The organism is Candidatus Phytoplasma crotalariae (assembly GCF_030586865.1).
Taxonomy (GTDB): Bacteria; Bacillota_I; Bacilli_A; order Acholeplasmatales; family Acholeplasmataceae; genus Phytoplasma; species Phytoplasma citri.
In genome coordinates this window covers 1-24,831 of record NZ_JAOSIR010000004.1, presented here as the reverse complement: position 1 = coordinate 24,831, position 24,831 = coordinate 1, and the positions used below count along the sequence as shown (strand labels likewise).

The following is a 24,831-nucleotide window of genomic DNA, read 5'->3' as shown; positions in this document are numbered from 1 at the left end:
TAAAAATATTTTAAAATTTTATTATTTAAAAATATTTTTTTAATTATATAATTTAAAAAAAGCAATATTTAAAATAATTAATTGATAATATTTATTAATTAAAATTTATTTTTGTAAAAAATAAATAAAATATAAAATTTTATTCATTTTTTTAAAATGATTTTTTATGTTTGTTTGAAATTTTTTATTTTTTTAAAAAAAATTAGAAAGGTTTTTTAATTAAATTAAAAATATATTTAATAATTATGATTAAAAATTTAACATTAATAAATACAAAATACCAAAAAAATCCTTTTAATTTATGTAATAATAATATTAAAAATAAATTTATTTTTAAATTACTTTTGTTTTTAGCAATTTTTACTATTTTTTCTGATATATATGTAATTGTTTATTACAAAGTTAATGTTTTTGATATAAAAAAGATTTTTAAACAAATATTTTTTCATTATAGATTTTTTACTAATCAAATGATTTTATCTATTTTGTATATTTTATGTACTTTTTTAGTAGGAATGAAAAATAAAGAAAGACAAAAAAAAATTATTTTAATCGCATTAGTTAATTCTTTATTGACTTTTTTTGTTTATAATATGATCCTTGCCCCAATTTGGAAAAAAAATAACGATTTTAATATTTTTTGTAATTATTTACGACAAAATATTTTTTATAATGCAAATTTTTTTCAAAATATTTATGAAAGTCATTTTTTAAGTATTATTCAACATACTATTATTCCTTTAACTTTTTTTATAATTTTTATTTATTTAAAAATATCTAAGATTAAAATTAAAGAAATTTTTATTTCTTTTATGCATCCTTTAATTTATTTATTTTTCTTTTTTTTATGTTTATTGGAACCTTTAAAAACCTGTTTAGGTGTCCATTGTACATCTAATAAATGTTGGTTTCCTTATTCTAATATTCAATGCGATTATAATCTTCATGAGAATAAAATTTTTGGAGAACCTATTCTAGGAATAAATTATTTTAGGGGAAAAATAGCAGTTTTGATTAGAGAATTTGTTTTATTTATATTATTTGCCGCATTTTTTTATATTATCTTTGAAATTAAAAATAAATCAGTTAAAGTAAAAAAAAGGATTTTAATTTATGAATAGTATATCTTTAATAAAAAAAAAAATTATTATTACTGGTATAAAACCTAGTGGAGATTTGACTTTAGGTAATTGGCTTGGCATTATTCAACCTTTGATATTATTACAGCAAAAATTTTCTGAACAATATGAATTTTATTTTTTTATTGCTGATTTACATGCTTTAACAACTTTTTCTAAAGAATTTGACTTAAAACAAGTGATACGTAATATAGCAGCTATTTTGTTATCTTCTGGTTTATCCTTGTCTAAAACTACTTTTTTTCTTCAATCAGATATTTTTGCTCATACTTATTTAAGTTACATTTTAGAATGTAATTCTTATTTAGGGGAGTTAAATAGAATGATACAATTTAAAGAAAAAAATAAAAAAAACTCTTCCAATTCAAAAGTTTCTCTTTTTACTTATCCTCTTTTAATGGCATCTGACATTTTACTTTATGATGCTGATATAGTTATAGTCGGGAGAGATCAAAAACAACATTTAGAATTGACTCGTGATTTAGCTATTCGTTTTAATTCTTTTTATGGAGATGTTTTTAAAATTCCAGAATTTTTAAATATAGGATATACTATTAATTCTTTGAATAAACCTGATAAAAAGATGAGTAAAAGTAGTTTTTTAGATAAAGATCAAGATAAAGGTTGTATTTTCTTATTAGAAGATTTAGATAATATTAAAACAAAAATTATGCGGGCAGTAACCGATAATATAGGTAAAATAAAATATGATCCTCAAACGCAACCTGGCATCTCGAATTTATTAAAAATTTATGCAGGTTTAAAAGGTATTGAAATTTCTCAAGTAGAATTTTCATTTGCTAATTATTCTTATAGAGAATTTAAAATAAAATTAGTATCTTTAGTTTTGGAAAAAATTAAAATTATTCAAAATAATTTTAAAAATGTTATTAATGATTCTATTTTAGAAAATATTTTGTCTAATGGAGCTTTTAAAGCTAACATTATATCTCAACAAAAAATTAATAAAATAAGAGAAATTTTAGGAATTAAATATTCTATGTAATAAATTTTCCATAGAATAATATATTAAAATATTTTTTTTGATTATTGAAAATTATACATTTTTAACAATCGAAAAATTATAAAATTATTCTCAAAATAACAAAAATAGAAATTAAATAGGAATTTTTTCGGATTTTAGATATATTATGATATAATCTACACATATAAATACATTTATAAAGTGTTTTCTTATTTTTATAAAAAAAATGGAATTTTGGATTTTATTGCTGTTTGGGTTAGAAACAAATTAAAAATTAATTAGAAAAGGTTATTTTTTGTGATTAAAAAAGAAGAAAATACCAATATTATTTTTCAAAATAAAAAAATTAATTTTAATTTTATTTTAATTAATATTGTTTTATGTTTTTTTTATTGTTTAACTGACATTCTTTTTGTTAGTGGTAATTATAAAATAAATTTATATGTTACAGGTATTCATGGTATTGGTGATGCTATTGCAAAAGTTTTGAAAAGTAATTTTGCTATTTTGCAATATAATTCTTCTTTTGTAGGTTTTTTTGCAGCATTTTTTTATCTTTTAGTGAATTTTGTTTTGTTTATTTTTATTGCTTTTCCTAAATTAGATGGTAAATTTAACATTATTACTTTTTTAAATACTATTTTTATTTTTATTTTTTTAACTATTTTAACTATTTTAATTAATGGTAATAATGGGCTTGTTTTTAATAAAATGCAAAATTTTTTTGGTATTTTTGATTATGAGGGGAAGTTTTGGTTTAGTAATTTTTTAAGAGTCTTTATTGTTTCTTTGGTAACTGGTATTATTGCTGGAATTTGTATTAGAATTGGCGGTTCTACAGGTGGCATAGATATTATTTCTAAATATTTATATATTTATAAAAAAAAAGATATTTCTTTAATTACTTGTATTTTTAATTATTTTATTTCTATTATTGCTACTTTTTTAATTTATACTACAACCAAAGAATTTTATTGGGAATCTATTTTCTTAACTAATTTTGTTAAAATACCTTTAACAACTTTTTTTATGTATTTAATTATTTAAAGTATCGATTAATAATAATTATAAATTTTAATTAAGGAATTTATTGTGAATATAATGATTGAAAATACTTTGGAAAAATTTAGAATTTATTTGCTACAAGAGTTATTATTATCGCAAAATACTATAAATGCTTATTTAATTGATTCTCGACAATATTTGACTTTTTTATTTCATATTTTAAAATTAAATTCTCCTGATAAAATACAAAAAAATCACGTTTCTGATTTTCTTAATTATATTTCTAAAAATAACGATCTAAGTAGTAGAACTATAGCGCGTAAGATTATTGTTATTAAAAAAATACATTTTTTTTGGTTGTTAGAAAAATGTATAAATCGAAATATTGTTGAAAATTGGAAAATCCCTAAAATTACTAGAAAATTACCAATTGTATTATCTTTTGAAGAAATTATTATTTTTTTAAATACAATAAAAAATGATAATTCTTCTTTTATAAGTTTTCGTAATAAATTAATGTTTGAATTGATGTATAGTTCAGGTCTAAGAATATCTGAAATTTTAAATTTAACTTTATCATCTTTATATTTAGAAAAATTGCAGATTTTTATTATTGGCAAAGGTAATAAAGAAAGATTAGTGCCGATTACTAAACATGTTGCCAAATTATTTTATTATTATTTAAAAAAAATTAGACCTTCATTAAATTTATGTCAAGATAAAAAGAATGATTGGGTTTTTTTAAATTATCACGGTCTTCGTTTATCTAGACAAGGTTGTTACAAAATTTTTAAAAAAAATATTTTATTATCTAAATTATCTGCGTGTTCTCCTCATACTTTAAGACATTCTTTTGCTACACATTTGTTAGAAAATGGTATGGATTTAAGGATTTTACAAAAAATTTTAGGTCATGAAGATATAACTACTACTCAAATTTATACTCATATTAGTCAAAAACATCTAAAAAAGATTTATTTAAAATGTCATCCTCGTGCTATCGATTATGATTGATTTTTTTTAGTAATAAGGGGGGCGAATTAAATAAGTGTTGTCTACTACTTTATTATGTTATAAACAGTTATTTTTTTTGGAAAAAAGAAAACAACAAATTATTTCTTTATCTTTCCAGCAAAATTATTCTTTTTGGTTGTTTAAATTCAATGTTATTGAATATCCTAAAATTATTTCTGACCTTAAAAAACATTTATATACTTTTAATTATTTTTTGAATAAAAAAATTATTTTTATAGAGAATATTTCTGTTTTGTTAGAATTGAAAAATAAAGTAGATTTTTCTTTTTTGTTTAATTTTCTTAAAAAACCTCAGCAAAATATTATTTTATTTGTTAGTTTAGATTATAATATTGTGAATTTTATATATTTATACAATAAATTAAAATGTTTCATGCATGTAGAAGAAGTTTTTGCGATTAATAATTCTCGAGATTTGTATAATTATATTTTGAAATCATTTGAAGATGATAATTTTCAAATGTCTTTTAATATAAAATCTATTCTCACTAAAGAATTAATTAATCATTATCGAGGTGATTTATTTTTATTAGAGCAAGAAATAAACAAAATAAAATCTTATTATTTCAAGGATAAAACGATTGATGATCCAAAAATAATTAAAGATTTAATTTTTTACGAGCCAAATGAAAACATTTTATCTTTAATTAAATTATTAGTATCTAAAAAAAATTTAGAAAGTTATTTATTATTTATTAATTTGATAAATAAATTTCCAAATTTTTTTCTGTTTTTTTTTCAAATTATGAAAACATTACAAGAATTAATTTTAATTTATTTTTATTCTTTAAAAAATAGTAATGTTTCATTAATATCTTCTTGGTGCAAACTTTCTTCGGCTAAAACTTCTTTTTTTTTAAAAGAAATAAATAATTTAAATATGGAATTGGTTTATAAATTATTTTTGTTAAATTTTAAATTTTTTTATAACTTAAAAATCGGTTTTATTCCATCTTCGGAATGTTCAGATGTTTTTGTTAAAAGAATTATTTATAATCAAGAGCTAGAGGATTTTTAAATTTAAATCAATACAAATTTATTATTTTTTAATCAATTAATGTTTTAACAAATTCTTGTATATCTAGAGATCCTGTTCTGAATATTTTAAAATTATTATTAGTTATTTCTATAACTGCGGAAGGTATGTTAGATGAATTATAATTATTGGGTAATATTTTTTTCACTTTATACTGATAAAGTTGTTTAATAATTTTAAAATTATTCAAAGGTGGCTGTCCGCTTTCATTGACAGAAGTGGTTTTTAAAGGTCCTTCTTTTTTTAATATTTCAAGAGCTATAGGGTGATTGGGTATTCTAATGCCGATTTTATTTTCTTTAGTTAGTTGAAAATATTTTTTTTTAGTGTTAACTATTAAAGTTAAAGGGCCTGGCCAAAATTTTTTAGATATTTTTTTGATTTGGTTATTGATTTCGATAATATTTTTTATTTGTTCTAAATTATAAAATAAAAGAGCCATTGGTTTGTTTAGATCTCTTTTTTTTAATTGATAAATTTGATTTAAACTTTGATTATCATTCCAAGGCGCACCCATTCCATACACAGTATCTGTGGGAAAAATAATTATGTTATTTAAGATTTTCATAAATTATTTAAAAGTTATCTTTCCATTTTTTTTGTTGAAACTCTTCTAGTAAAGGTTTTACAATTAAATCTATATTTCCTTCCATAAAATCATTCAATTTATATATTGATAAATTTATTCTATGATCTGTTATTTTATTATTTGGATAGTCGTAAGTTCTTATTTTTTCACTTCTATCACTTTTTCCTATTAAATCTTTTTTAATTTGATTTTGTTTTTGTTTTTGTTCAGATTGTTTTTGATAATAAATTTTATTAGTTAATAATTGAAAAGCTTTTTCTTTGTTTTCATGTTGACTTTTAGCTATTTGGCATGCTGTGCTAATGCCTGTAGGTAAATGTGTTAATCGTACTGCTGATTTGGTGGTATTAACAGATTGTCCTCCAGGGCCGCTAGCATTAAAAGTATCTACTCTAATATCATTCCAATTAATTTCTATTTTAGGATGATTATCGTTAGGAATTACTAATATTTTAGCTGTAGATGTATGTATTCTCCCTTTATTTTCTGTTTTCGGAATGCGTTGTACCCGGTGTATTCCGGATTCATATTTAAGATAATAAAAAACATTTTCCCCTTTAATTACAAATTCAACAGATGAAATTCCTTCTTTGGGAGCGGATAATAGATTGATTATGTCTAATTTCCATTTTTTATCTTCTACATATTTTTTATAAGCTCGAAATAAATCTGCAACAAATAAATTAGATTCTTGTCCTCCGATACCTTTTTTAATTTCTACAATTACATTTTGTTTATCTTCTGTGTTATATTTTTCTGGAGATAATAATTTTTCTAATTGATTAGTTTTATTTTTTATTTTTTTGTTTAAATTATTTTTTTCTGTTTCTAATAATTGAATTATTTCTTGATCCTGAATTTGATCATTTTGTTTAGATAATGTTTTTTGTATTTTTTGATATTCTTTTTTTAATTGAATATATTCTTCGTAAACAAAAACAATTTTTTGGAGTTTATTTAGTTCTTTTAATAAATCAATATTTTGAAAATTTTGTGGGTTTTCTAATATTTTTTTTTGATTTTTTAAATATTTTTTTTTGATTAATTCTAATTTCTCAAACATCTAAATGGTTATATCATCCTATTTTTTCATTCTATTAAATGGTCAGTTTCATTAAATAATAAACAATTAGAATCAAAATTAAAAAATTTAGTACTTGTTATACCTTGACGATTTTTAGCAATAATTAATTCTGTATGCCCTAAATCAATATTATATTCGCTATATTTTTCTTTGGAATAGTATCCTTTTCTGTATAAAAACATGACTATATCAGCATCTTGCTCAATACTTCCTGAATCTCTTAAATCTGATAGAATAGGTTTTTTATCTTCTCTTTTTTCTACCTCTCTAGATAATTGAGATAAAGCTATAACTGGTATTTTTAATTCACGAGCCATTTGTTTTAAACTTTTAGAAATATCAGAAACTTCTTCTTGACGATTATTAAAACTAGATTGACGATTATTTGGATTATTTTTTCGAATTAATTGTAAATAATCAATAATGACTACATCTAATTTGTTTTGATGCTTTAATTTACGGCATTGCGTTCTTATATCTAAAATATTGACTGCTACTGAATCATCAAAATAGATGTTTAATTTTTTAAGTTTATCAGCTGTTACTTTTAGTAATGATTTTTGAGTTTGATTTAATAATCCTAATTGAATATTTTTATGAGGTATTTCGCTTTGAGAACTTAATATTCTTGTTACTAATTGTTCATTGGACATTTCTAAACTAAAAATAGCTACATAGGTTTGAGAATTATTATTATTTTGAGCCATTTTAATTGCTAAATTAGTCATGAAACTACTTTTACCCATAGAAGGCCTAGCGGCAATAATAATTAATTCTTCTTTTTTCAATCCTAAAGTTACTTCATCTAAATTTGTATAACCAGTACTTATACCAATAATATTTTTATTTTGTAAATTGTTTAGAGTTTTTTCTTGTACTGTTTCTATTAAATTATTAATTTTAACAAAATTATTATTTTTACTTTTATTAGAAATTTGGAAAATTTTTTCTTCTGCTAAATTTAAAAAAATTTGTGGTTCAATGTCAGGATTATTTAAACCTTCATGCACAATAGAAGAAGCAGTTTGAATAATATTTCTTTTGATAGCTGCTTCATTAACTAAATTAATGTATGTTTCCAAATGATAAATAGATGGAATTATTTCTCCTAATTGAATTAAATAGTTTTGTCCGCCATCTATATGAATATTTTTATTTTGTAGTAATGTATATACTGAATAATAATCTATAGATTTTGATGTTTCAAATAATTCTTGAATTGCTTGGAAAATTTTTTGGTTATTAAGATTAAAAAAATCACTAACTTCTAAACGACCTAATACATTAATAATTTGTTTCGGTTCTAAAAAAATAATTCCTAAAATGGATTTTTCTGCTTCTGCGTAATAAGGCAGTTTTATATTTTCATTCATGACTTTTTAGCTTTTACATTAATTGTTAAATTAGCTATGATATTATCTTTTAAAATAATATTAGCTTTGTAGATACCTAAAGAATTTATTTCGTTATCTAAAATGATTTTAGGTTTATCTAATAAAATATTATGACTTTTATAAAGTTCATCTATAATGTGTTTAGGAGTTATTTTTCCGTGCATTTCTCCATTGGGACCTATTTGGATTTGAATAGTAATTGTTTTATCTTCTATTTCTTCTTTTAGTTTGGTCATTAAGAGAATTTTTTGTTGTTCTTTTTCTTCTTGGATTTTTTTATTTTGTTTTAATTTTTCAATATTTTGAGGATTTGCTAAAAGAGCTTTTTTGGTTCTAATTAAATAATTACCAAAACCAGCATTAACTTGAATAATTTCTTCTTTTTTACCTTTATCATCTAAATCTTCTAATAAAATAATTTTCATATTCTCATTTCCTTCTTGGTATTCATTTTTCAAAATTGTTTTTAATTCTAATACAACATCATTAATATTAGCATTTTTAATTTGAGCAGCTGCGCTATTGATATGTCCTCCTCCATTCATTTTTTCCATAACAATTTGCACATTAATATTATCGTTACAGGATCTAGCACTAATGCCTATTTGATGAGTAGAAGATAATTCTCCTATTACAAAAGCTGCTTCAATATTTTGTACATTTAAAGAATTTTCTGCTACTTTAGCTAAAAATGAACGATCATCAATCGGTTTATTACTTGTAATGATAGCAAATTTTTTCATGTAAATCTCCATACGAGATAATAATTGATTCATTTCTAAAATTTGATCATAACTTTGTCTTAACCATAATTTAATTTTTTGACTTTCCGCTCCCATATTAATTAAACGCGATGCTACTTCTAAAGTTCTTTCGCTAGTTCGAGAAGTAAAATAATTAGTATCAATAATCATACCTCCGTACATAATGGTCGCTTCTAAAGGAGAAATGTATACTGGATGGTTTAAAAAAAATATCAATTCCATTATCATTTCTACGGTTGATGAAGCGGAGGCATCTATATAGGCGAATTTGTTTGAAATAATTTTTTCTGAAGAACGATGATGATCAATAATGATTATATTATCGGTTAAAGTTAATAATTCTTTGTTATCTAAAATTTCTAAATGTTGATTATCTACAATAATAATTAAGGAATTTTTATTTATCATTTTATTTGCTTTTTGAACATCAATAATATTTTTGAAAAGATTGGGATTTTCTTGATTTAAAATTTCATAAATATTTTGGAAATTTTTCTCTATTAAGTTTATATCCATGATAATATAATGATCTTGATTGTTATTTAATGAAGATGCTATTTTATAAATAGCAATCATTGAACCAAAAGCATCTAAATCTGGATTTTTATGACTCATGAAAAAACAATTATGATGTTTTTGAATCAAATCTTTAATGATTTCCGAATTAACTCTAGATATGATTTTAGAGTTTGTATTTAAAGAAGTTTTAGTGGCTCCGAAATATTGAATTTTTTGATTTTCAATATTAACGACTACTTGATCTCCGCCTCTTTTTTGTGCTAATTCTAATGCACTTTGAGAATAATAAGCTAATTGGTTAAAAGGTAAGTTATAACAAGCAATTCCCATAGATAAAGTGATGTTTAATTTATATTTTTCAGAAATATTTCTGATATTTTTTAAAATTGAAAATTTTTCTAATATCATATTTTCTAATTGTTCTCTTTTTAATAAAAGTAAAAATTTATCATCTGACAATTGTTTCAAATAACTTTCATAAATTTCGAAAAAATCTGAAATAGCACTTAAATATTCCACTTTGATTTGTGATTGTTCAGAAAAGTCTAAATTTTTTAAAGAATTTTCTAAGTTATCAAAGGATAGAAATATTAAAGCAGGTGTAGCTTGATGATAAAGAATTTGTATTTTTTCTCTTTGGGTTACATCAAATAAATAAAAAACATTAAATTCTTTTTTATATAGACAATCAAAAAATTTATTTCCTATATTTAAAACTATTTGTTTCTCTTTCTCTTGAGTATTTAATAATTCGGCCATTTGTTTATTTATTAAGTTTAAAGAAGTATTAATATTAGGGTTATTAAATATTTTATTAGCGTAAGTATTTATCCATTCAATAGTATTGTTTGTCGTATTAATTACGATAATTCCTATAGTTAATTCGTTGAATACTTCTTCGCCTATTTTATCTATATAATAAGATAATTTGGACCACAAAGATAATCTTTTTTGTAATCTTTTAATCTTTAAACTTCTTTGAAAATGCATATAAATGCTTAAAATGATAAAAAAAATAACTAATTTTCCTAAAATGCTAAAAAATAATTTAATAATAATTTTTTTTACTTCTTGAATTTCTTTATTTGGGTTATGAATTAATAATTTGATGTTATCATAATCAAGGAAGGTCATATATAAAAATGTACCAATCAAAATTATAAATAAAAAAATTTTTTTATAATTGAGATTTTTTTTTCTTAATGTTAACATAATTAATAATTAAACTCTCTTTTCTAAAAAAACACGGGTTAAAAATAAAGATAATTCTATTATATAAAAAAACAAAACAAGTTATTTTAAAAAAACTTGTTTATTATTTATAAATATTTTATTTTTCCACAAAAGGTATTAAGGCCATATGACGCGCTCTTTTTATAGCTACTGCTAATTTTTTTTGCCATTTAGCGCATACTCCGGTTATTCTAGATGGTAAAATTTTACCTTCACTACTTATAAATTTTTTGAGAATTTCTATATTTTTAAAATCTATATTGGTGAATTTATTTTGCTTAAAAAAACATACTTTACGACGTTTTTTAAAATATTTTTTTCGAATCATTTGCATATTATATTTTATTTACATTCCTTAGTTAAAATTAGTATTTATTATTTTTTAAAATTATTAAATATTTAAAAAAGCGAATCATCATCATCTGCTTCTTTATTATTGAAATCTTTATTATTTTTGATATCTTTGATATCTCTATTGTTTGATAATGTTCTTTCAATATTTAAATTATTAGAATATTCATTTTTTTGTTTATTTTTTTTATAATCAGAATATTCTTTGCTTTCTAAAAATTTAATATTCTTGCACACGATTTTGGTATCGAAATTGGTTTTTTGGTTATTATTAGGATCTTCGTATATTTCTGTTCTAACTTTACCTTCTACAGCTAACAAACTGCCTTTATTAATGTATTTGGTTAAATTTTCTGCTTGTTTTTCCCAAACAATACAACGAATTATATCTGATTCTTTTTTGCCTTCTGGATTTGTGTATTCTCTATCCACGATTAAATTAAAAATAACATAAGGTGTGTTAGTTTCTTTTGTAAATCTTATTTCAGGATCTTTAGTGATTCTGCCTATTAACAATACCCTATTTAGCATTACTGTCTCCTATTTGTGTATTTTCTTTATTTTTTGATAATTAAAAAACGAATTATTTCTTCGGTTATTTTCATTAATTGATTAAATTTTTCTACAAATGTATTATCTGCTTTGATTGTGGATTGTACATAATAACCTTGTTTAAATTTTTTAATTGGATAAGCTAATTCTTTTAACTCTGCAGAAGTTGAAGTAATTTCTTCGAAATAATTAATATCTTTATTTTTAAGAAAATTTTTGTTTAAATTTTCTACTATTTCTTGAGCTTTTTCTAGGCTTATATTTGGTTTTATAATGTACATTAATTCGTATTCTTTCATGTTTGTTGATTTTTCGTATTCTTTCATGTTTGTTGATTTTTTGCTCCTTTTTTATACAGTTTTTTCTAATAAAAATATCTTAAATCTTAATTAGATTATAGTTTTATAAATCAAAAATAATTAATTTTGTCAAATTAAATTTTAATAGAAATTTTAATATTTTATAATAAAAAAATAAAAATTATAAATTAATAATATGTAAATTTTTTATTATAAAAACTAAATTTTATCAAATTGAAATGATGATATACTCTAGGCTTTATTCTAACAAATAAGAAAAACAATGTCAAATAAAACATTATTAATAAAACTCATTTATAGTTTGATAAATTTAATTTCTTGATTGTTTAAGGAGGTGATTTTGTTGTAGCATTAAATAATTTAATTTTTTTTAATAATTATTAAACAAAGTAGAATTATATTGATTTTTCCTATAAATAGAAAAAAATAAAATTTTAAATTCTATTAGATTTTTAAAAATAAAATTTCTTTTTTAAATTAAAATTTGTGTAATTTTTTCAAATATTTTTTAACTTTGTAATAAAAAAGGAGTTTTTGTTGTGAATGTGCAAAAAGCTATATTTTATTTGAGTAATATTTTTAATTTTATTCAAAATTATTATCATTATTTTGTGAATATAATTTTTTGGTTAATTATTTTTATTGTAGTTTATTTAATTATTTGGGTTATTAGTTTAATTGTTAATACTTTGCGTTTATTGCCGAGATTAAGGTTTGTCAATAAATTGTCTTCTAATTCTTATTACAATTCACCTTATGCTTCTTCTAACAATAATTTTCAAAATAAAATATCTGCACCTAGAGGATTTTTTTTTACTTCACTACTTATTTTAATATTTTTTATTTTGTTATTAATGAGTTTGTTTTTTATTAAAAAATTTAATTTTACTCCGTTGTCAAAAATCATAAGTTTACCAAATTTTTCTACAGAAAAATTACACCAATTAACAGCATTACCTAACAATTATTCTGATAATAATGTTTTTTTTCGTCAAAAATTGGTTAAAGATCTAGAGGAATTAGATCTTATTTTGAAGATGAAGGATTATCAGCCTGTTTCATTAGAATCAGAACAACAAAAATTATTGAAAGAAGTAAATGTTTTAAAATTTAAAATTATTAATGATTCTAATGTGTCTGAAAAACAAATTACAGAGAATATCGATAGTTTAAAACACAAAATAGATGAATTAAATTATAAATATAACGAGATTATTAATAAATCAATAAATTATAATAATTTTAAAAAAAGTTTGGGGATTCCTATTTTTGTTCCTGTTATAAGGTCAATTAATTGTTAATAATCAAAAAATATTTTAAAAAAGATAGGAGTAAAATAAATTTTACTCCTTTATTTAAATTTTTTGTTTTTTTTGTAGGTAATTATTGGTTATTTTTTTAAATTATTTATTACTGAATTACAGCGATTACATAATTCACTAAAGGTATTATAATTTATTACATTCCAACAGCGAGGACAAGTTTTTCCTGTAGATTTAATAATTTTAATTTTCATTTGGCATGATTCTATAATTTGAATTTCTGATACAATCAATAATTGATGTAAACAATTATTTATTTTTAATTTTGTGATTGCGTTTAAATACTCTGTTGTTAGTTCTAAAATTATTTTGGCTTCTAAAGATTTATTAATAATTTGATTTTTTCTAGCATCTTCTAATTTTTTTAGTACTATATCTCTTAACTCTAAAAACTTTTGATAAGCTTTTTGTTCGTCTGAATTAGTATCTTGTTGTTTAAATGCGTTTATGAAGTTATCTATTTCTGTTATTTTAGGCATATTTTCTAAGTAAACATCTTCTTTTTTGAAGCTTTCGTTAACATTTAGATAATTATAAGCTTCTGAAGTTGTATGAGGTATAATTGGTGTCAAAACAATTAATAAATCTAATAATAAATCATATATATTCGATTGAATAGTTCTTCGTTCTTTACAATTAGGGATTTCAATATACAAAATATCTTTGGCAAAATCTAAATAAAAAGAACTTATTTTATTAGTTATAAAAAGATATATTAAACTTATAATTTTTTCAAAATTATAACTTTCGTATGCTTCGATAATTTGCTTAATTATTTGTTTAAATTCGAGAATTATTAATTTATGTAAAGAAGTTCTTTTCGAAAAAGATATATAGTCTGTTTGTATATTAAAATCGTATAAATTGCCTAACATAAATCGCAAAGTATTTCGTATTTTGCGATATTTTTCTTCTATTTGTTTTAAAATAGAATGATCTATTTTAACATCATTTTTATAATTAGTGCTAGCTACCCATAATCTTAATATATCAGCTCCGCTTTGTTTTATGATGGTTTGTGGTTCTATAATATTTTTTTTTGATTTGCTCATTTTTTGCCCTTGGCCATCAAGAACGAAACCGTGAGTAATAATTTTTCGATACGCCGCTTTATTAAATGCAGCTACTGAAGTAATTAAAGATGAATTAAACCATCCTCTATATTGATCTGAACCTTCTAGATATAAATCGGCTGGAAAAAAATTTGAAGAAATATTTTGTATAACATTATATGAAGTTCCAGAATCAAACCAAACATCTATAATATCGATATCTTTAGTAAATAAATGATATTTATTATTTTTTTTAATATATTGTTCGGGTAATAATTTTGAAATTTCCCATTCATGCCAAATGACTTTTCCGTATTTTTCGAATAAATCAGCAAAATGGTTAATTATTTTGATATCTAGAATGGGTTTTTGATTTTCATCATATAATATAGGAATAGGTACTCCCCATTTTCTTTGTCTGCTTATATTCCAATCTTCCCGGTTTATTATCATATTATACATTTTTTGTTCTCCCCAATTAGGAAACCATTTAATGTTTTTAATTTCTTTTAATAATTCTTTTTTGATACTCTGAATATCTATAAACCATTGTGATAAAGCTAATAAAACAATAGGTTTATTAATGCGATTATCATGAGGATATAAATGTTCTATTAATTCTGCTTTAATTAAAAGTCCTAGTTTTTGTAAATCTTCTATAATCAAATCATTGGCTTTTTGAAAAAAAATTCCTTGATATTGAGGAGATAATTCTGTCATATTGCCTTTTTTATCAATACTTAGACTCGTTTCTAAATTATATTTTTGTCCTATTACAAAATCTTCTTGTCCATGTCCTGGCGAAATACTAACCAAACCTGTGCCTTCTTGATCGGAAACAAAATCACCTAAAATAATTTTTTTTGTTTTATTAAATAAAGTGTTTTCGTATTGTAAATTTTCTAATTGTTGGCCTGTTAAAACTTTAATAATTTCAATTTTTTGCCAATTAAATTTAATTTGTAATTTTTGTAAAACTTTAGCTCCTATAATATATTTTTGATTTTTATTGACATTAATCAAATAATATTGGGCTTTGGGGTTGACACAAATGGCTTCATTAGAAGATAAAGTCCAAGGGTTAGTGGTCCAAATTATAAATTGAACATTTGGTTCAAAATCTTTATATTCATTATTTATTAGTTTAAAGGTTGTAAAAATAGACCAAGTTTGATGTTTTTGATATTCTATTTCTGATTCAGCTAAAGAAGAATTTAAATAAGTAGACCAATAAACAGGCTTTAATTTTTTAAAAATTAATTTTTTTTCTAACATTTTCGCAAAAATTCTAGTTTGGTTTGCTATATATTTGTTATCGCAAGTCAAATAAGGATTATTCCAATCTCCTAAAATACCTAATCTTTTAAAATTTTCTTTTTGTTTTTCGACAAAATGGAAGGCAAATTTTTGGCATTCTTTGTTAAAAATTTTAGTTGTTAAATTTCTATTTTGAGAATTTTTTTTTAAAACTGCAATTTCAATTGGCAATCCATGTGTATCCCATCCTGGTATATAAGGTGTATTGTATCCTTGCATAGTTTTAAATCTTAATATGAAATCTTTTAAAATTTTATTTAAAGCATGACCGATATGTATATCGCCGTTAGCATAAGGAGGACCATCATGCAGGATAAATGCTGGATTGTTTTGATTTTTTTTTAAATTTTTTTGATACAAATTGATTTGATACCAATATTTTTCTATTTCAAGTTCTTTTTGTGGTAAATTTCCTCTCATAGGAAAATCAGTTTTGGGCATAGATAATGTATTAGTATAATATTTACCTTTTTGATTCATTTTTATATTATATTTCCTTTTATAGCAATAATGGAGTAAAGATTCGAATAAATACAATAAATTAGATAGTTTTTTTATGATTTGTTAGACACGAAATTTAAAGTTTATAATATCACCATCTTGAACTATATAATTTTTACCTTCTAAACGTAATTTACCTTTTTCTTTTATTTCGTTAATACTATTATATTTAACAATTTCGTTATAATTTACAACTTCTGCTCTGATAAAACCGCGTTGAAAATCTGTATGTATTGATTTAGCACATTGAGGAGCCGTAGAACCTTTTACGAAAGACCAACTTCTTGTTTCTTTAGATCCAGCAGTAAAATATGTTTGTAAATTTAAAAGTTGATAACTATTTTTAATTATTTTTTCTAAGGCATATTTAGAGGAAAGTAATGTTTGTGTTTGGTTAATATCTAGTGTATTTTTATTAATTGATAGGGAAGAATAATTTTTTTTGGCTTCAAGAATACAAATAGGAATGAATTTTTTATTAGTATTGGAACTATATTGATTCATTTGTTGAAAAAAAATATTTTTATCCCAATTATTATTTTTATTTTCTGGCAAATTACCTATATAAATCATAGGTTTAAGAGTTAATAGATTGAAACTTTTTATTATTTGGATTTCTTCTTTTGTTAAGTGCAATTCGCTAGCAGCGATATTTTGGCTTAAATTTTTTTTAATTTTTTGTAAAAGTTGAATTTCTAATTTTGTTTCTTGTTGTGTTTTTTTTGGAGAATGACAGATTTTATTTAAGCGTTGTTCAATTTGTTCTAAATCAGCTAAAATTAGTTCTGTTTCGATCATTTGACTTTCTAATACAGGATTAATTCTTTCATGAATATGAATAATTTTTTGATCATCAAAACATTTGACGACATGGCAAAGAATATCAACATTACGAATATGATTTAAAAATTGATTTCCTAATCCTTCTCCTTTGGAAGCTCCAGGGACTAAACCAGCGATGTCGACAAATTGTATTTGAGTTTTAACGATTTGTTGAGATTTAAAAAAGTTTTCAATATATTTTAAACGTTCATCGGGAACTTCTATCATAGCTATGTTAGGCTGGATAGTTGCGAAAGGGTAATTCGCTTCTAAAATATTTAATCCTGTTAATGCATTAAATAAACTTGATTTACCTACATTAGGTAATCCTATAATTCCAACTTTCATATATTTTTCACCTTACTAAGAAATTTATTGTCAAAATATTTTTTAAATTTTTATTATTTAATTATAACATTTTACTGGTTTAAATGATTCTCGAAAACTACTATTTTTTTGATATTGCTACCATCTCTAAAAAGTATTATAATGTATGTTAGTCAATTGATTTTAAAGAAAAAATTTTATTATTTTATTGAAAAATTTAAAAAAATGTTATTTATGAATGAACATATAAACATTAGTTTTTAATAAAAAATCCCAATTAAATTTGTTATTTTGGGATAAATTTATAAAAATAGAAGGAATATAATTATGTTAAAAAAACAAATGATCCCTGTTGGAGTTTCCGGTAGACATGCTCATTTGTCATTAGAAGCTTTAGAAATTTTATTTGGTAAAAATTATAAATTAACTTGGTTTAAAGATTTAACACAAAAAGGCCAATTTGCTGCTAACGAAAAAATAGATGTTATTAGTTCTAATAATCATATTCTTAAAAATGTTCGTATTTTGGGTCCTATAAGAAAATTTACGCAAATCGAAATTAGTAATAGTGATAATATTAGAAATAAATTTGGTGCTCCTGTTAGGAGTTCGGGGGATATTAAAGGTTCTGCTAGCGCTACTTTAATTGGTCCATGCGGAAAATTATTTATTGAAGAAGGAGTTATTATTGCCGATAGGCATATACATTTGTCTGATAAAGAAGCTAAAGATTTATGTTTAACTGATAAACAAATAGTGAGTGTTCGAGTAGATGGTATTAAAGCCGGTATTTTGCACAACGTTTTATGTCGTATCAATGTGGATTTTAGTTTAGAATTACATATAGATACGGATGATGCTTCAGCATTTCATTTAAAAAATGGCGATTTAGTAGAATTAATGACAATATAAAGTTGATTTTAAAATCTGTATAAATTTCTCTAATTAAAATAAAATAGAAAGTTTGTTAGTTTTAATTAATATAAATTTTTAAATTTAAACTTTTGGACTTTTATAATTTAAAAACTACAAATTATCTAATTTATAAAAATTATTTTTGTAAAAATAACTTTTGATTCTTTAAATTTTTAAATAAATAAAAAAATTGTTATTTAAAATCTTAAAAGTTATTTGCGAAAAGAAATTAAAAAGATTATTTATATAGAAGAAAGAGTTTTATTTGTGATTTTAGAATCATTTTGGTCAAAAGAACCAAGAAAATTTGCGAAGATTGAAGTTATTAAAGATCCTGTTTATGGGTATATTTATTTAGAATATTTGTTTTTAGAAGAACTAATTAATACTCGTCTTTTTCAGAGATTAAGGCGTATTAGACAATTAGGATGTGTCCATATGGTATTCCCTGGTGCTGAACATTCTCGTTTCACCCATAGTTTAGGTGTTTATGAATTATCTAGACGTTTTTTAGAATTTCATAAATTTCAATTAATAGAAAAAAAATTTTCTTTAAGGAATAAATTAATTTTATTAGCAGCTTCTTTATTACATGACATTGGACATAGTTCATATTCTCACATTTTTGAACGCGTTTTCGGTATTAATCATGAAGATAAAACTATTCAAATGATTATTAATAATAAAGAAATTATTTCTATACTAGATCAAATAGATATAAATTTTAAATATGATGTGGCCGAAGTTATTAAAAATGATAAAAAGAGTAAAAGATTTACTTTATTAAAGCAATTATTAACAAGTCAATTAGATTTTGATCGTTTAGATTATTTAAAAAGAGATTCTTTTTTTGCTGGTGTTAGTTATGGTTATATCGATTCGGATCGTTTAATTGGTATTATGGAAATCACTAATGCTTATCAAGTTCCACAAACTTCTGATTTTCCTATGGACGAATTAGTAATTATTTTCCGTAATAGTGGTCTTTCTAGTATTGAAAATTATTTGATGAGTCGTTATTACATGTATAGACAAGTTTATTGCCATTCTAAAATTATATTATTTGCTATTATTTTAGAACAAATTTTTAAGAGAATTAAATTTTTAATCAAAAATAATTATTTATTTGAATTGGATATTACTTTGTTAAAAAATTTTTTTTCTAATAAAGAATCTTTAGATTTATATTCTAAAATTGATGATTTTTATATTAATAGCTTAATTGTTGCTTTTCAAGATAGTCAAGATTTAATTTTATCTCATCTTTGTCAAGATTTTTTGCATCGTCGCATTGTTTTTTGGAAATGCATTCCGAATATTTCTAAAAATTATGAATTTATTAAAAAAATTCAACAAAAATATAGAGATAATTCGGTTTATTATACTTATTATTACGATGATTATATTTTAAGAGATACTTATCGCGAAAATGTTGATAATATTGGGGAACAAATTTTGATTGGTTTTGGTGATATTACTGATAATATTATAAAACCTTTGAGTCTTAAATCTGTTCTTATTAATAATATAATGTTTCAAAATTCTTACAAAGATATGCGCAATTTTTTTTATTATCGTGATTTCAATGATTAAAAATAAACAACATGTTTTTAAAAAAAAATATGGTCAAAATTTTTTGAATAATTTGAAAATATTAAATTTAATTGTAGAATCTGCTGATATATTTAATAAAAATATAGTAGAAATTGGTCCCGGCAAAGGCGCTTTAACAAAATTATTGGTTTTAAAAGCTAAAAACATTTTAGCTTATGAAATTGATTTTACTTTAAAAAAATTTTTATTTTTTCCTGAATATTGTAACATTCATATTATTTATGATAATTTTTTGAAACGCGATATAGAAAAAGATTTTAAACAATATTTTGGTAACGCACAAGAAGAGGTGGTTTTAGTAGGTAATTTGCCTTATCATATTGTTTCAGCTGTTTTATTCAAAATTTTTACTATATCTCAGATCAAAAGCTTTACTATAATGTTACAAAAAGAATTGGCATGGAGAATATTATCGGGTCCATTTGTTAAAAATTATAATTCTTTAAGTGTTATTTGCCAATCTTTGGCTATTATTGATGTTATTAAAATAGTTAAGAAAACTAATTTTTATCCTCAACCTAAAGTAGATGGAATGATTTTGAAATTTACTAAAAAACAATTTTCATTAAGAGAAGAAAATTTTTTATATAATGTTTTTTTTAAATTTTTAAAAATTGCTTTTAAACAGAAAAGAAAACAATTAATTAATAATTTTCAAGATTATCTAAATATTTCTAAATCTGAAATTATTAGTTTTTTTGTTAAATACGGAATACCTCTAAATATTAGAGCAGAAGAAATAAATATTTTAGAATTGCAAAAAATAGCTAAATTATTTTGGATTTATTTTCAGCGGTAATAATCAAGAAATTTATGATGTTTTGAAAGTGTAATAATTTATTTCATTGTAATATTGTATATAAATTGTGATAAAATAATCCCATAAAAGATTATGTAAATTAAAAAAAAAGGATTATAATTTTTTACAGTAGTTTATTAAAAAAATTAATTTTTAATTTTGATAAATTTTTAAAAAATAATAGGATGGTATGTAATGAACATTACTGGTGTTAGAATAAAACTTTATGATAAAGAGGATCCCAAATTAAAAGCTTTTGCAACTATTTTTATAGATAATGATTTTGTTGTTCATGGTATTAAAATCATTCTCGGTAATAGAGGTCATTTTGTTGCTATGCCTAGTTGGAAGTTGAATACGGGGGTTTACAAAGATATAGCTCATCCCACTAATACTGATACTCGGAATATGTTAAATAAAAAAGTTTTACGAGAATTTTATACCAAAATTTCTGAGCAGAACAATAATAATAACAATAATAATATAACTAGTTCAGAATCAGAAGAAGTTGATTTAAAATCATCAAATTCATAAGATAACGAAAAAAACAATAGTAAAAATAATGATTCTAGTAATGAAGAAAGTTATGATTGTGATTAATTTTGAATTTTTTCTGTTTGAAAATTTATTTTTCTATTAAAAATCTACTCAAAATTATTTCTTTTAATTATTTTTTGTTTTAAACATTTGAAAAATATATAAATTAGTTTTAAGTTTATATATTTTTCTTCGCATTTTATAAGGATTAATGGTATTTATATTTTGAAACAACATTCTAGTATTTATAATTCTGAGAAAAATGATCGACAACATTTTGATTCGGATTACAAAAATAATTCTAAGTACTTTTGTCTTTTTGTTTGGGGTTTGTTTTTATATTTATTCTGTTTTGTTCCTGTAGTAGTATTTAAATTGTTTAATTTGAATGATCACGAATGTTTATTATTTAAACGCATTATTACTTTGTTAATTTTGGGTTGTACAGGTTATCATGTTATTCTTGAAGGTTTATTAGATACTTATTATGACACCAAAAAAAATCGCAAATTTACACCAAATATACATATTTTAATGTTATTAGGCGCTTTGGGAGCTGTTTTTTTAAATAATTTTAATGAAGCTATTTTATTAATTATTATCTTTGCAACTTCGAATTTTTTAGAAGAATACATAGAAACTAAAAGTCATAAAGAAATTAGAAATCTTTTAAAAATGGCGCCTACACAAGCTCGTTTAATAGATGTTAATGGTAATTTTACTTTGATAGAAGTAGATAAATTAAATATCGGAGATAAAGTTATTGTTTTAAGTGGTGATCAAATTCCTTCTGATGGAGTAGTAGTTTCTGGTAATTCTTGTGTGGATGAATCTAATATTACTGGAGAAAGTATACCTATTGATAAAAAAAAAGGCGATAAAGTGTATGGTAGCAATATTAATCTTAGTAATACTTTAATTATTAAAATTACTGCTAATACCGATCAAAATTTATTTTCTCGAATTATTAAATTATCTCATGAGTTAAAAAATAATGTTTCTAAAAATGCCACCTTAATTAAACGTTTAGAACCAGTTTATGTAAAAACTGTGTTGTTAATATCTTTTTTTATTTTAGTTTTTTTTCAAACAATTAATTTTATTAAAGGTTTTGAATATTATTTGTTTAATAAAATTTTTGAAAAAATTATAGTTTTTTTAACTGTCGCTTCTCCTTGTGCTTTAGTTGTTGCTGATATTCCAGCTACTTTATCTGCTATTTCTTTTTTAGCTAAACAAAGAATTTTATTAAAAAATGGCAATGCTTTGAGTTTTTTAGCTAATATTAAAGCTATTGTTTTTGATAAAACTGGAACTTTAACAATTGGTAAGCCCGTAGTTAAAGAATTTTTATTTGATAGTTCTTTATGTGAAGATGAGAAAAATAAATTTTTGGCTATTTTTTACCATATGGAACAAAAATCTAATCATCCTTTAGCTAGATCAATTACAAAATATTTAAAAAGTGTTTTTGTTATTGAAGATCAATTAAATAACAATTATTCTGATATAGAAGTAAATAATTTAATTGGCATAGGTGTTGAATCTTTTTATCAAGGTAAACATTATAAAGTAGCTAAATATAGCGATTTAAATAGCTATTCCTCGGATAATAGAATTTCTTTATCCTCATCATTAGATGAAAAAATACAATTATTTTTAAATGATGGTTATACTGTGCTTTATTTTAGTTGCGACAATGATGTTGTAATAGTTATGGCAATTTTTGATATTTTGCGTCCGGAATGTTTTGAAATAATAAAATATTTCCGAAATAATAATATTAAAACAATTGTTTTAACCGGAGATAATCATAAAACAGCTCAAAATGTAGCAGTTTGTTTAAATATAGATTATGTTTTTGCAGAATGTTTGCCAGAAGATAAGTTATTAAAAATAAATGAATTAAAAAAAAAGTACAAAGGCGTAGCTATGGTAGGAGATGGTGTTAATGACGCTCTGGCTTTAGCGAATGCTGATGTAGGGATTGCCTTACAAGAAGGTGTCGATGTAATTGCGGATATTGCGGATATTGTTTTGATGAAGAATAATTTAATTAAAATTATTCAGGTTCATAAAGTAGCTGTTAGATTAAATAATATAGTTTTTCAAAATATGATTTTTGCGATCAGCGTTATTATTATTTTAACTATTAGTAATTTTTTTACCAGTTTATTTTTACCATTTGCAGTTTTTTTACATGAAATTAGTACTATTTTAGTTTTGTTAAATGGTTTAAGAATGTTAAAAAATTAAATTTTTTTAAATTAATAATTTTTGTAAGTTTTTAATCATTAATTATTATAGGTACTAAATAGGTGCCAAAGAAGCCTAAATTTCCTGCTATCTAACCAATATGCTTAGTCAAAAAAAGACTCCGCCACCAAACAATTCTAGGGAGAAGTCTGAGATGGTCTAAGAAGGCAAATTGATGTAATAGAAGAACCTGTCTCGGAAGTTGCTTAAACGAACAGTTCAGAGCCTACTAATAATAAAAATACCAGATATTGAGTAGTTTATCAAATAAAGAAACCTGGGATCAGCCTCTCTAAAAGGAGGGTACTTCGCCTAAGGAATTAAGGTCGAAATTTAGCGTAACTTGGAGAATCCTAAAACGAAGTAATGAAATTTACTAATCCGGAAATAAAAGCCCGGATGGTCAAGGATAAAGCATCTTCTGAGTAGTCGTAAGGATAAACCTAAATTTGGAATAATTTAGTTAATCAGCTTACCGAGAAGAGAGTTAATGACTCTTATAGGGCGAAAGAAGATAGTAATTTATTATTTATTCAATGGCAAGTTGATAACGGTTTCACCAGCAACTAAACTTTCACGAACATAGAAGATTGTTCCTCAAATGGTTTCTCTTTAAAAAGAGAATTACAGTGGGGGGAATGAATAACCTTTTATAACATGTTGAAGAATCACCGCTAACAAAGGCGCGGGTACCCCCAAAATTGATAATAAAACCATTAATGGAATTAATCTAAGAAAGATTAGAAAGATACCATCAGGAATATGTCAATAATGGTTACCCCAAAACCAGTTAAAAGAATTCTCATTCCCAGTGATAATAAAAGAACCAGACCCTTGGGCTTTCCTACCATAAAGGATAGGTTATCTAGAACAACTCTTAACTTCTTATTTTGAGGGAATCTTCTCGGAATGGAGCTTGGAATTTAGAACCAAAAAAATCTGGTCATGACGCGATCAAACGCGTTAAACAAAGATTTAAAGGAATGGATTACCTTGTCCAAATTGACCTAAAAGGTTATTTTGAGACGATCGACCTCAGTTCATCAGAAAGAATAAAACCCTCTCAACTAGAGAATGTATATTTACATTACATTGACCTATACCGTCATAAAAATGGTTTTAAAGATAATTTTAAAAGTGTATCAGAAATTCGTAATTAAAAACCCCATTTATAGAATAAACAGCTCCTTTTCGAATGGTGAGAGCAAGTTTTCCAGTATACTGCTTTTAATAATTTATCCCTTATTAAGGTTTAACTTCGTGTCACCACTGGTTAAATTTTTATTCTGGGGGTTTATTTTCTGACTGGCAAACTTCTAATTTTGATGCCATTAACTTTTCGGTTAATTTAGTTTTTTCTGGG

Annotated in this window: 20 protein-coding genes and 1 pseudogene; 12 read left to right on the top strand and 9 right to left on the bottom strand. The window is 22.8% G+C overall.

Annotated features, from left to right (window positions below; all coding sequences use genetic code 11):
- Nucleotides 1-245: 245 nt before the first annotated feature.
- From OC683_RS00560 to OC683_RS00540, 5 genes are all read left to right on the top strand, one after another.
- Nucleotides 246-1,121 carry a hypothetical protein gene (locus OC683_RS00560; RefSeq protein ID WP_304514630.1) on the top strand — a complete coding sequence of 292 codons (876 nt, stop codon included), beginning with the start codon at nucleotides 246-248 and terminating at the stop codon, nucleotides 1,119-1,121.
- On the top strand, nucleotides 1,114-2,145 hold the full coding sequence (gene trpS / locus OC683_RS00555) for a tryptophan--tRNA ligase (protein WP_304514629.1): 1,032 nt from the start codon (nucleotides 1,114-1,116) through the stop codon (nucleotides 2,143-2,145). The genes OC683_RS00560 and trpS overlap by 8 nt, the downstream gene beginning before the upstream one ends.
- A gap of 276 nt (nucleotides 2,146-2,421) precedes the next feature.
- Nucleotides 2,422-3,171, top strand: coding sequence for a YitT family protein (locus OC683_RS00550; protein ID WP_304514628.1), 750 nt, complete (start codon nucleotides 2,422-2,424; stop codon nucleotides 3,169-3,171).
- Nucleotides 3,172-3,225: 54 nt separating this feature from the next.
- Nucleotides 3,226-4,143 (top strand): tyrosine-type recombinase/integrase, encoded by a 918-nt coding sequence (locus OC683_RS00545; RefSeq protein ID WP_304514631.1) that lies wholly within the window; start codon nucleotides 3,226-3,228, stop codon nucleotides 4,141-4,143.
- 34 nt (nucleotides 4,144-4,177) lie between these two features.
- Nucleotides 4,178-5,182: a DNA polymerase III subunit delta gene (locus tag OC683_RS00540; protein WP_304514627.1), complete on the top strand. Its 1,005-nt coding sequence runs from the start codon at nucleotides 4,178-4,180 to the stop codon at nucleotides 5,180-5,182.
- Nucleotides 5,183-5,210: 28 nt separating this feature from the next.
- Here OC683_RS00540 and OC683_RS00535 read toward each other — a convergent pair whose 3' ends face one another.
- The 7 genes from OC683_RS00535 to rpsF all read right to left on the bottom strand — a co-directional run bounded on the left by OC683_RS00535 (nucleotide 5,211) and on the right by rpsF (nucleotide 12,012).
- On the bottom strand, nucleotides 5,211-5,768 hold the full coding sequence (locus tag OC683_RS00535; RefSeq protein ID WP_304514626.1) for an L-threonylcarbamoyladenylate synthase: 558 nt from the start codon (nucleotides 5,766-5,768) through the stop codon (nucleotides 5,211-5,213).
- Nucleotides 5,769-5,775: 7 nt separating this feature from the next.
- Nucleotides 5,776-6,852, bottom strand: coding sequence for a peptide chain release factor 1 (gene prfA, locus OC683_RS00530; protein ID WP_304514625.1), 1,077 nt, complete (start codon nucleotides 6,850-6,852; stop codon nucleotides 5,776-5,778).
- Nucleotides 6,853-6,878: 26 nt separating this feature from the next.
- Complete coding sequence (gene dnaB / locus OC683_RS00525; protein ID WP_304514624.1) at nucleotides 6,879-8,246, bottom strand: replicative DNA helicase; 1,368 nt, start codon at nucleotides 8,244-8,246, stop codon at nucleotides 6,879-6,881.
- Nucleotides 8,243-10,762, bottom strand: coding sequence for a 50S ribosomal protein L9 (gene rplI / locus OC683_RS00520; protein WP_304514623.1), 2,520 nt, complete (start codon nucleotides 10,760-10,762; stop codon nucleotides 8,243-8,245). The genes dnaB and rplI overlap by 4 nt, the downstream gene beginning before the upstream one ends.
- A 118-nt stretch (nucleotides 10,763-10,880) precedes the next feature.
- Complete coding sequence (gene rpsR / locus OC683_RS00515) at nucleotides 10,881-11,129, bottom strand: 30S ribosomal protein S18 (RefSeq protein ID WP_320411928.1); 249 nt, start codon at nucleotides 11,127-11,129, stop codon at nucleotides 10,881-10,883.
- Nucleotides 11,130-11,182: 53 nt separating this feature from the next.
- The gene (locus OC683_RS00510; protein WP_304514621.1) at nucleotides 11,183-11,665 is read right to left on the bottom strand and encodes a single-stranded DNA-binding protein; all 483 of its coding nucleotides are present in this window, start codon (nucleotides 11,663-11,665) and stop codon (nucleotides 11,183-11,185) included.
- A gap of 26 nt (nucleotides 11,666-11,691) precedes the next feature.
- On the bottom strand, nucleotides 11,692-12,012 hold the full coding sequence (rpsF, locus tag OC683_RS00505) for a 30S ribosomal protein S6 (RefSeq protein WP_304514620.1): 321 nt from the start codon (nucleotides 12,010-12,012) through the stop codon (nucleotides 11,692-11,694).
- A gap of 533 nt (nucleotides 12,013-12,545) precedes the next feature.
- Between rpsF and OC683_RS00500 the strand changes: the two genes are divergently transcribed.
- On the top strand, nucleotides 12,546-13,307 hold the full coding sequence (locus OC683_RS00500) for a hypothetical protein (protein ID WP_304514619.1): 762 nt from the start codon (nucleotides 12,546-12,548) through the stop codon (nucleotides 13,305-13,307).
- An 89-nt stretch (nucleotides 13,308-13,396) separates the two neighbouring features.
- Here OC683_RS00500 and ileS read toward each other — a convergent pair whose 3' ends face one another.
- The gene (gene ileS / locus OC683_RS00495) at nucleotides 13,397-16,177 is read right to left on the bottom strand and encodes an isoleucine--tRNA ligase (RefSeq protein WP_304514618.1); all 2,781 of its coding nucleotides are present in this window, start codon (nucleotides 16,175-16,177) and stop codon (nucleotides 13,397-13,399) included.
- 84 nt (nucleotides 16,178-16,261) lie between these two features.
- Nucleotides 16,262-17,368 (bottom strand): redox-regulated ATPase YchF, encoded by a 1,107-nt coding sequence (gene ychF / locus OC683_RS00490; RefSeq protein ID WP_304514617.1) that lies wholly within the window; start codon nucleotides 17,366-17,368, stop codon nucleotides 16,262-16,264.
- Between the two features lie 306 nt (nucleotides 17,369-17,674).
- Here ychF and pduL point away from each other — a divergent pair, with 306 nt between their 5' ends.
- The 6 genes and pseudogenes from pduL to OC683_RS02500 form a co-directional block, all read left to right on the top strand.
- Nucleotides 17,675-18,259 (top strand): phosphate propanoyltransferase, encoded by a 585-nt coding sequence (gene pduL, locus OC683_RS00485; RefSeq protein WP_304514616.1) that lies wholly within the window; start codon nucleotides 17,675-17,677, stop codon nucleotides 18,257-18,259.
- Nucleotides 18,260-18,478: 219 nt separating this feature from the next.
- The gene (locus OC683_RS00480; RefSeq protein ID WP_304514615.1) at nucleotides 18,479-19,855 is read left to right on the top strand and encodes an HD domain-containing protein; all 1,377 of its coding nucleotides are present in this window, start codon (nucleotides 18,479-18,481) and stop codon (nucleotides 19,853-19,855) included.
- The gene (rsmA, locus tag OC683_RS00475; RefSeq protein ID WP_304514614.1) at nucleotides 19,848-20,675 is read left to right on the top strand and encodes a 16S rRNA (adenine(1518)-N(6)/adenine(1519)-N(6))-dimethyltransferase RsmA; all 828 of its coding nucleotides are present in this window, start codon (nucleotides 19,848-19,850) and stop codon (nucleotides 20,673-20,675) included. Before OC683_RS00480 ends, rsmA begins: the two co-directional genes overlap by 8 nt.
- A gap of 195 nt (nucleotides 20,676-20,870) precedes the next feature.
- Nucleotides 20,871-21,209: a SpoVG family protein gene (locus tag OC683_RS00470; protein WP_304514613.1), complete on the top strand. Its 339-nt coding sequence runs from the start codon at nucleotides 20,871-20,873 to the stop codon at nucleotides 21,207-21,209.
- A gap of 228 nt (nucleotides 21,210-21,437) precedes the next feature.
- Nucleotides 21,438-23,468 carry a heavy metal translocating P-type ATPase gene (locus tag OC683_RS00465; protein WP_304514612.1) on the top strand — a complete coding sequence of 677 codons (2,031 nt, stop codon included), beginning with the start codon at nucleotides 21,438-21,440 and terminating at the stop codon, nucleotides 23,466-23,468.
- Nucleotides 23,469-24,050: 582 nt separating this feature from the next.
- Nucleotides 24,051-24,502, top strand: a pseudogene (locus OC683_RS02500) (group II intron reverse transcriptase/maturase); the annotation flags it as partial.
- Nucleotides 24,503-24,831: the final 329 nt, after the last annotated feature.

Coding starts and splice junctions, on each gene's coding strand:
- OC683_RS00560 (WP_304514630.1), top strand. CDS start 246: ATGATTAAAAATTTAACATTAATAAATACAAAATACCAAAAAAATCCT.
- trpS (WP_304514629.1), top strand. CDS start 1,114: ATGAATAGTATATCTTTAATAAAAAAAAAAATTATTATTACTGGTATA.
- OC683_RS00545 (WP_304514631.1), top strand. CDS start 3,226: ATGATTGAAAATACTTTGGAAAAATTTAGAATTTATTTGCTACAAGAG.
- OC683_RS00535 (WP_304514626.1), bottom strand. CDS start 5,768: ATGAAAATCTTAAATAACATAATTATTTTTCCCACAGATACTGTGTAT.
- prfA (WP_304514625.1), bottom strand. CDS start 6,852: ATGTTTGAGAAATTAGAATTAATCAAAAAAAAATATTTAAAAAATCAA.
- dnaB (WP_304514624.1), bottom strand. CDS start 8,246: ATGAATGAAAATATAAAACTGCCTTATTACGCAGAAGCAGAAAAATCC.
- rplI (WP_304514623.1), bottom strand. CDS start 10,762: ATGTTAACATTAAGAAAAAAAAATCTCAATTATAAAAAAATTTTTTTA.
- OC683_RS00510 (WP_304514621.1), bottom strand. CDS start 11,665: ATGCTAAATAGGGTATTGTTAATAGGCAGAATCACTAAAGATCCTGAA.
- rpsF (WP_304514620.1), bottom strand. CDS start 12,012: ATGAAAGAATACGAAAAATCAACAAACATGAAAGAATACGAATTAATG.
- ileS (WP_304514618.1), bottom strand. CDS start 16,177: ATGAATCAAAAAGGTAAATATTATACTAATACATTATCTATGCCCAAA.
- ychF (WP_304514617.1), bottom strand. CDS start 17,368: ATGAAAGTTGGAATTATAGGATTACCTAATGTAGGTAAATCAAGTTTA.
- pduL (WP_304514616.1), top strand. CDS start 17,675: ATGTTAAAAAAACAAATGATCCCTGTTGGAGTTTCCGGTAGACATGCT.
- rsmA (WP_304514614.1), top strand. CDS start 19,848: ATGATTAAAAATAAACAACATGTTTTTAAAAAAAAATATGGTCAAAAT.
- OC683_RS00470 (WP_304514613.1), top strand. CDS start 20,871: ATGAACATTACTGGTGTTAGAATAAAACTTTATGATAAAGAGGATCCC.